Origin of the sequence: Streptomyces sp. SID13666, assembly GCF_010548325.1 — a bacterium.
Taxonomy (GTDB): domain Bacteria; phylum Actinomycetota; class Actinomycetes; order Streptomycetales; family Streptomycetaceae; genus Actinacidiphila; species Actinacidiphila fildesensis.
Window position 1 is genome coordinate 109530 of the sequence record NZ_JAAGLX010000029.1, and the last position, 6000, is coordinate 115529.

4 protein-coding genes, 1 tRNA gene and 1 pseudogene are annotated in these 6000 nt (G+C 74.5%); 2 read left to right on the forward strand and 4 right to left on the reverse strand.

Annotation, left to right across the window (positions count from 1 at the left end):
* Positions 1–86: 86 nt before the first annotated feature.
* Positions 87–163, reverse strand: a tRNA-Trp gene (locus tag G3I60_RS29870).
* The gene (locus tag G3I60_RS29875) at positions 154–2244 is read right to left on the reverse strand and encodes a phage holin family protein (protein WP_164295617.1); all 2091 of its coding nucleotides are present in this window, start codon (positions 2242–2244) and stop codon (positions 154–156) included. Before G3I60_RS29875 ends, G3I60_RS29870 begins: the two co-directional genes overlap by 10 nt.
* A gap of 272 nt (positions 2245–2516) precedes the next feature.
* Here G3I60_RS29875 and G3I60_RS29880 point away from each other — a divergent pair, with 272 nt between their 5' ends.
* Both G3I60_RS29880 and G3I60_RS29885 read left to right on the forward strand, forming a co-directional pair.
* Positions 2517–3290: an MBL fold metallo-hydrolase gene (locus tag G3I60_RS29880; RefSeq protein ID WP_164295618.1), complete on the forward strand. Its 774-nt coding sequence runs from the start codon at positions 2517–2519 to the stop codon at positions 3288–3290.
* Positions 3287–3925: a VTT domain-containing protein gene (locus G3I60_RS29885; protein WP_164295619.1), complete on the forward strand. Its 639-nt coding sequence runs from the start codon at positions 3287–3289 to the stop codon at positions 3923–3925. Before G3I60_RS29880 ends, G3I60_RS29885 begins: the two co-directional genes overlap by 4 nt.
* 17 nt (positions 3926–3942) lie before the next feature.
* On the opposite strand, the pseudogene G3I60_RS47110 reads toward G3I60_RS29885, so the two are convergent.
* Together G3I60_RS47110 and G3I60_RS29895 are read right to left on the reverse strand one after the other, a co-directional pair.
* Positions 3943–4943 (reverse strand): annotated as a pseudogene (locus tag G3I60_RS47110) (MBL fold metallo-hydrolase).
* Between the two features lie 73 nt (positions 4944–5016).
* Positions 5017–6000, reverse strand: a 984-nt coding sequence (locus tag G3I60_RS29895; protein WP_164607953.1) for an aminotransferase class I/II-fold pyridoxal phosphate-dependent enzyme, incomplete at its 5' end; no start/stop codon positions are given.

The following is a 6000-nucleotide window of genomic DNA, read 5'->3' on the forward strand; positions in this document are numbered from 1 at the left end:
CGATTCCGCGAGCCCACAGCGCATGCGCCGACGGTGCGGGGAAGCCGCTGACGCGGCTCCGGGATCTTCGCGCGGAAGTGAGTGACTGGCAAGGGCGGCAGGAATTGAACCTGCGACATCTGGTTTTGGAGACCAGCGCTCTGGCCATCTGAGCTACGCCCCCTGGTGTTGAGGCAACTCTCCCGGTTCCGGCAGGTCCGGTGCAAACGGGTTTTCGGGGAGGGGCTGGTCGGGGCGCTCGGCGAGCCAGTCGCGCAGGACGTCGTGCAGGGTTTCGGCGCCTGCCAGGGGGTGTTCGGGTTCGGTCAGGGTGCCGGGGAAGAGGAGGAAGGGGCGGCTCTGGTCGCCGCCGAGGCCGCCGTGGGAGCCGGCTTGCTGCTCGAAGGCGTGGACGGCGCCGGTGCCGGGGTCGTACGAGGAGTTGACCATCAGGTCGGCGACGTGCGGGAAGCCGTCGGTGCGGCGGACCGTTTCGGCGGCGCCCTTGCCGAACGGGGCGAGGGGGTCGGCGATGTGGATGCGGCCGGTGTCGAGTTCGTGTTCCGCGCCGCCCGCGCCCAGCGCGAGCGGGCCCCGGGCGGCGCTGCGGACCAGGACGAAGCCGATGCCCGGGTGGTCCACCAGGGTCTTCAGCAGGGTGGGGTAGCGCTCGTCGATCTCCTCGCGGGTGACGCGGCCGGGGAGGTCGGGGAAGGTGACGAGGCCGAGGTTGCCCGAGGCCAGGACCACCGGGTCGGAGGGCGGGCCCGCGCACTCCTTCTCCTCCTCGGGGTGCCGGCCGCGTTCGTCCCGGTGGAGGGCGGTGCGGGCCGCGGTCCTGGCCTCCGCGCCGCTCACGCTGCGCCCGGCGCGGCGCGGTACGGGGAGGTCGCAGCCGGCGCGGACGAGTTCCTTCAGCGTCAGGCCGTACGCGTCGGCGAAGGTCTCGCCGTGGCTCTGGCCGTGGTCGGAGAGCAGCACGATCCGGTACGGGCGCGGGGCGTAGCGGGCGGCGTCGGCGATGAGCCGGATCGAACGGTCCAGCCGGTTGAGCACCTTGAAGGCGTCGCGGCTGCGGGGCCCGGAGTGGTGGGCCACCTCGTCGTACGCCACGAGGTCCGCGTAGACCGCGGTGCGGCCGGCGAGCATGTCGCCGATCACCGCGGCGACGGCGACATCGCGTTCGATGACGGTCGCGAAGGCGCGCAGCAGCGGGTACAGGCCGCCGCGTTTGATGCGCGGCCGGTCGCGGCGCAGCCGGGAGGCCGTCGACTCGACGATCTCCCGGGCGACTTCGGCGACGAAGGACCAGGCGGTGCGCACGGCGTTGGCGGGGTCGGAGAAGTACGCGAAATAGCCGGACCGGGAGCGGCGGAAGGTGCCGCGCCGGGCCGCCGCCGACATCACCAGCGCCATCTGGTCCGCGCCGCCGCTGAAGAGGTTGCCGCGGCTCGCGCCGTCCTCGGCGAGCAGGCCGCGCGAGCCGGTGCGCCCGACCGCCCGGCGTTCCAGTTCCGCTGCGCTGGAGGGCCGGTTGCAGACCATCAGCTGCCCGGTGTCCTTCTCGAACCAGCGGAAGGCGGGCACGTCGTGGTTGGAGCCGTGCAGGATGCCGAGTTGGCTGGCGCCGGTCTGGCTGCTCCAGTCGGTGCGCCACGGCACCAGCCGGTGGCTGCTGTCCAGCCACCCGGCGACGGTCTCCATCGCCGGGGGTCTGGTCCGTCCGCCGCGCTGCGAGGGGCGGACGGCCTCGCGCAGTACGTCGTGGCCGACGCCGTCGAGCTGGAGGAAGAGCGTGCCGGGGGGCGCCGGCCGCCCCGCCGCGCCGCGCTCGGGCCTGCGGCGGCCCGCGAGCCGCGCGAGCCGTCGTCCGTACGCCTCGTCGTCGCGCACCGCGAGCGCGGTGCTGGTCGCCGACGAGGTCGCCGACATCACGGCGGCGATGACGACGGCGGTCGCGGGGGTGACCTCGCCGTGCGGGGTGAGCCGCAGCGCGATCAGCAGCAGCGACCCGTTGAGGAAGAAGACCAGCATGCCCAGCACCAGCGCCGGGACCATCAGCAGGGCGCGCACCAGCACCGGCCAGACCAGGGCGCTGAGCACACCGAAGGCGCCCGCGCCGATCCCCGCCGTGACCGCCATCTGCGGGGGGTCGTCGCCCTTCGGCGACTGGATGCTGAAATCGGGCAGGATCCCCGCCAGGACGGCCAGCGTCGCCGCCGACACCGCCCAGACGATCACCACCCGCGCGACGGCCCGCCCCATGGACCGCCACCGCCACCGCCGCAGCACGCCCAGCTCACCTCACGTCCCGTTCCGCGGCCCGGTCACCGGTACCGCCGGTTCCGGGAAACTGCTCCACGCCGTCCACCCTGTCACAACGCCCACCGGCCGCCGCTCAGGCCACCCCCGGCGGGCACCCCGGCAGGCACCTCGGAGGGCACCCCGGCAGGCGCCCCCGCACCCGCCCGGTGATCGGCATAGGGTCGGGGACAGCGGGCAGGGGCGGACGAGGGCACGGCGGAAGGACGGTTCCGGTGGCGGTGGAGATCACGTGGTGGGGGCATGCCACGGTGACCGTGCGCGACTCGGGCGTCCGGGTGCTGACGGATCCGCTGTTCGTGACCCGGCTCGCGCATCTGCGGCGGCGGCGCGGGGCCGTGCCACCGCCGGAGGCGGCGGTCGCGGATGTCGCCGTCGTCTCCCATCTGCACGCCGACCATCTGCATCCCGCCTCGCTGGCCCGCCTCGCGCCCGGCACGCGGGTACTGGTGCCGCGCGGCGCTCCGCAGGCCGTGCCGGGGCTGCGGCGGCTGCGGGACCTCGACCTGGTCGAGGTGGTGGCGGGCGACGAGGTACGGGTCGGCCCGCTGACGATCCGCGCGGTGCCCGCGGCACACGACGGACGGCGGCTGCCGTACGGGCCGCACCGCGTCGCGGCGCTCGGGTACGTGGTGCGCGGCGAGGCCCGCACGTACTTCGCCGGTGACACCGGGCTGTTCGACGAGATGGCCGACGAGGTCGGACCCTGCGACGCGGCGCTGCTGCCGGTCGGTGGCTGGGGCCCGTTCCTGGGCGCGGGGCACCTGGACGCCGGACGGGCCGCGCAGGCCCTGGCGCGGCTCGCGCCCGGAGCTGCGGTGCCGATCCACTACGGAACGTACTGGCCGGTGGGCATGGACGCGGTCCGGCCGCATGAATTCCACTCCCCGGGCACCGAGTTCGTCCGGCATGCCGCGGTGCTCGCGCCGGAGGTGGCCGTGCACCGGCTGGAGCACGGCGAGAGCGTACGGCTGGCGGCGGCACGGTGATCCGCTTTCTCGCGGAGACGGCGTCGTCCACCACCTCGCAGACCACCCGGCAGGCGGTCGGCTATCCCACGCTCTTCCTGCTGGTGGTGCTCGGCTCGCTGGTGCCGGTGATCCCGACCGGAGCGCTGGTCAGCGGCGCGGCCGTGGTCGCCTTCCACCAGACGTCTCCGTTCGCGCTCGCGCTGGTCTTCGGGGTGGCGGCGCTCGCCGCGTTCATCGGCGACGTCGGCCTGTACTGGCTCGGGCAGCGCGGAATCCGCTCCAGGAACGGCTCGCGCTGGCTGCGCCGCCTGCAGAGCCGGGCGGATCCTGATCATCTGGCCAAGGCACAGCAGCAGCTCGACGAGCACGGTGTGGCGGTCCTGGTGCTGTCCCGGCTGATCCCGGCCGGCCGGATCCCGGTGATGGTGGCCTGTCTGCTCGGCGAGCTGCCGCTGCGCCGTTTCGTGCGCGGTGACATCGCGGCCTGTCTGGCGTGGGCCGCCGCGTACCAGCTGATCGGGATCGTCGGTGGTTCGCTCTTCCCCGAGCCGTGGCAGGGCGTGGCGCTCGCGGTGGGCATCGCCTTCCTCGTCGCGCTGGTGCCGCAGGTGTGGCGCCGGACGGGACGGAAGGCCGCCCCGCCCGGCGAGTAGCGAATACAGGCAGTCAGCTACGCCTCGCGGCTCAGGACCCGCGAGGCCCCGACCGGCAGGTCCCAGAGCCCCTCGCGGGGACGTCCGGTGGCGGCCCAGGCCGCCCGCACCCGCGCCAGCGGTTCGAGCGGCGGCTCGGCGGAGAGCAGGAACGTGGCCCAGTGCATGGGCGCCATGGCGGCGGCGCCGAGGTCGAGGCAGGCCTGGACGGCCTCCTCCGGGTCGGTGTGGACCGGGCTGAGCATCGCCCGGGGGTCGTACGCGCCGATCGGCAGCAGTGCCAGGTCGATGCCCGGGTGGGCGCGGCCGATCTCGGTGAACCAGTGGCCGTATCCGGTGTCACCCGCGAAGTAGACGCGCTGCCCGTTCCGGTCGGACAGCACCCAGCCGCCCCACAGCGAACGGCAGGTGTCGGTGAGGGTCCGCTTGCTCCAGTGGTGCGCGGTGCGGGCACGAAGTCGAAGCGCACACCGCGCAGTTCCGCCGCCTCCCACCAGTCGAGTTCCGTGACGTGGGTGAATCCTCGGCGGCGGCACCAGCGGGCGAGTCCGGCGGGGACGAAGAGCGGGGTGTCGCGCGGCAGCCGTTTGAGGGTGGGCGCGTCGAGGTGGTCGTAGTGGTTGTGGCTGATGACGACCGCGTCGATGTGTGGCAGCTCGTCCCAGGCGACACCCACGGGGGTGACGCGGGCCGGGGTGCCGAGGATCTTCTCCGACCAGACGGGGTCGGTGAGGACGGTGAGCCCGCCGATCCGCAGCACCCAACTGGCGTGCCCGGCCCAGGTGACGGCCACGGTGTCGGCGTCGACGTCCGGCAGCGGGCCAGGTTCCACGGGCAGTCCGGGGACGGTGGCGAGCGATTCGGCGGTGGGGCGCAGGCCCCCCTCGCGCAGGGTTCTGGCCATCTCGCGGAACCCGGGGAGCGGAGCGGTGAGGCGGTCCGCGAAGGATCTGGGCCATACGCGGCGTTCACCGAGCGGACGTGGCTCGGCGAGGGCGCGCTCGGTCTGATCGGTCATCGAGTCTCCCATCCGTTGGCGGCGCGGGCTCGGACGGGCGCGGTGGGACGCGCCCCCGGTCACCGACCGTAGTTCAGCCGGCCGTCAGTTCGGTGAAGGCCGCCTCGAGTTCTGTCAACGCTTGGGATACGTGTGGGACTTCCAGCGGATCGATCGCGTCGAGAGCGGCACGCCGCTCCTGGTCGGTGCCGCCGTGCAGCGGGCCGGTGTCGATCCTGACCCGGAGCGCGGCCGGGTCGTCGCCGAACCGGTGGCCGCCGAGGACCCGCCGGCCCAGCCGCAGGGAGAGATGACGTTCGAGGGCGGGCGCGTCGGGGAGGTCGTGGGTGTCGTGCGAGGTCAGCTCGGCGTAGAGCTGGAAGCCGGCCTGGGGCGGCCGGCACAGCGCGCCGGCGGCGGTGACCGCGCGGTACGCGCCGGCCCCGACGGCCGCGTGCAGCCGGTTCGCGGCGGCGGTGTGGGCGCGTACGTCGTCCGGTTCGGTCAGGGCGTACGCCGCCGCCGAGGCGACCGGCGCCAGCAGGACGGACCGCAACTCGGCGCAGACCCGCGCCACCCGCTCCCGCAGTCCGGTGCCCTCGTCGGAGTCCGGGAACCTGGCCAGCGCGACCGGACAGCAGGTGGGCGCGAGGGATCCACCGAGGTCGGCGAGGACGATCGTCCGCTCGGGAAGCATCTCGGCGGGGCTGAGCAGGACCGTACCGGGGTCGTGGCGGGTGTCGCTGTAGGTCTCGTCGGACACCACGATCAGCCCCGCCTCGGCGGCCGCCTCACAGCTCTCGTGCAGCAGTTCGGGCGAGGTGACGGTGCCGGTCGGGTCGTCCGCCGGCGACAGCAGGAGCACCCGCGGGTCGGCGCCCTCCGTCCGCGCCCGGCGGACGGTCTCCAGCAGGGCGAACGGGTCCGGCGCGCCGCCGCCCTCCGCCGGCGTCGGTACGGCGAACACCTCGCGGCCGAGCAGCCGGGCGACGGGCGCCTGCCAGGCGGCGGAGGGCCGGGCGAGCACCAGGCCGCCGCCGGTGGCGGCGAGGATCGGGCGCAGCAGCGGCTCGCCGCC

Bases quoted from the DNA above. Each gene is read 5' to 3' on its own strand.
- G3I60_RS29875 (WP_164295617.1), bottom strand. From the start codon at position 2,244: ATGGGGCGGGCCGTCGCGCGGGTGGTGATCGTCTGGGCGGTGTCGGCG.